This window comes from Spirilliplanes yamanashiensis (assembly GCF_016863475.1).
Classification (GTDB): domain Bacteria; phylum Actinomycetota; class Actinomycetes; order Mycobacteriales; family Micromonosporaceae; genus Spirilliplanes; species Spirilliplanes yamanashiensis.
The window spans coordinates 1-1,288 of sequence record NZ_BOOY01000053.1; the positions used below are offsets into that span (position 1 = coordinate 1).

General features: G+C 68.9%; 2 protein-coding genes. Both read right to left on the minus strand.

What is annotated here, in order from left to right; translation table 11 throughout:
• Positions 1-11: 11 nt before the first annotated feature.
• Complete coding sequence (locus Sya03_RS30645) at positions 12-926, minus strand: IS3 family transposase (protein ID WP_203941947.1); 915 nt, start codon at positions 924-926, stop codon at positions 12-14.
• Positions 923-1,225, minus strand: coding sequence for a transposase (locus tag Sya03_RS30650; protein ID WP_203941948.1), 303 nt, complete (start codon positions 1,223-1,225; stop codon positions 923-925). The genes Sya03_RS30645 and Sya03_RS30650 overlap by 4 nt, the downstream gene beginning before the upstream one ends.
• Positions 1,226-1,288: the final 63 nt, after the last annotated feature.

Consider the following 1,288-nt stretch of genomic DNA (forward strand, 5'->3'; position numbering starts at 1 on the left):
TGAAGTGACTCCTATCGGCCGGACACCTCGATGTCTGTCACGGTGTCGTGGTGGCGGGTTTCGTAGGTGGCGGGGCTGACGTTACCTAGGCGGCTGTGCCGGCGGCGAGGGTTGTAGAAGCCTTCGATGTAGGAGAACACCTCCATTTCGAGTTCGTGGCGGGTGGGCCAGGAGCGGGTGTAGACCAGTTCGGTCTTCAGCGTGGCGAAGAACGTTTCGGCCAGGGCGTTGTCGAAGCAGTCCGCGACCGAGCCCATGGAGGCCAGGACGCCGCAGGAGCGCAGGGTGCGGCCGAACTCGAACGACGTGTACTGCGTTCCGCGGTCCGAGTGGTGGATGAGCTGGTCGCGGGCCGGGCGGCGGGCCTGGATGGCCATGCCGACGGCGTCGAGGATCAACTCGGTGCGTAGGTGATCGGCCATCGCCCAGCCGACCACCCGACGGCTGAACGCGTCGACGACCACGGCGAGGTAGAGGAACCCTTCCCAGGTGCGCAGATAGCTGATGTCAGCGACCCAGAGCCGGTCCGGGGCGGTGGCGGTGAACCGGCGCTGCACCAGGTCCGGCGCCGTCGCGGTCGCCACTGCACGGCGCCGCGGCTTGCCGCGCCGCCGCCGGTGGGCGCCTTCGATGCCGGCCAGGCGCATCAACCGGGCGACGGCTTTGCGGTTCCATCGGTGGCCGCGTTCGTGCAGTTCGGCGGTCAACCGGCGGGCGCCGTAGACGCACCGATGCTCCGCCCAGGCCTGTCTCGCTGCCGCGGCCCGCGCCTGATCGTCTCGAACTCGCTGCTCGGCGCGGTCGCGGCCGCCGCCGAGCCAGGCATAGAACGCGGAGTGGCCGACGCCGAGGACGTGGCAGAGCAGACGGACCGGATAGGTGGTCTTCTCCGCGGCGATGAACCGGTAGATCTCGTGCCGGTTCACCGCTCCGTCTCGCGTGCGAAGAAGACCGCGGCTTTTTTCAGGATCTCCTTCTCCAGCTGCAGCTGCGCGACCTGCCGCCGCAGCCGGGTCAGCTCGGCGCGTTCGTCGCTGCTCAACGCCTGCGGTCCACCGCCGGCCGTGGTGGCTCGGTCCTGCTTGGCCTTGGTGACCCAGTTGCGCAGCGTCTCGTGGTTGACGCCCAGCTCCTTGGCCACGTCGCGGACCGGACGGCCGGAGTCCAACACCAGCGCCACGGCCTGGCGCCGGAACTCCTGCGGGTACTTACTCGGTGGTGCCATGCGGTTCCTCCTCCTCGGCAGGATGCCAAGTCAGGAGGTGTCCGGCCTCAGGGGGTCACTTCA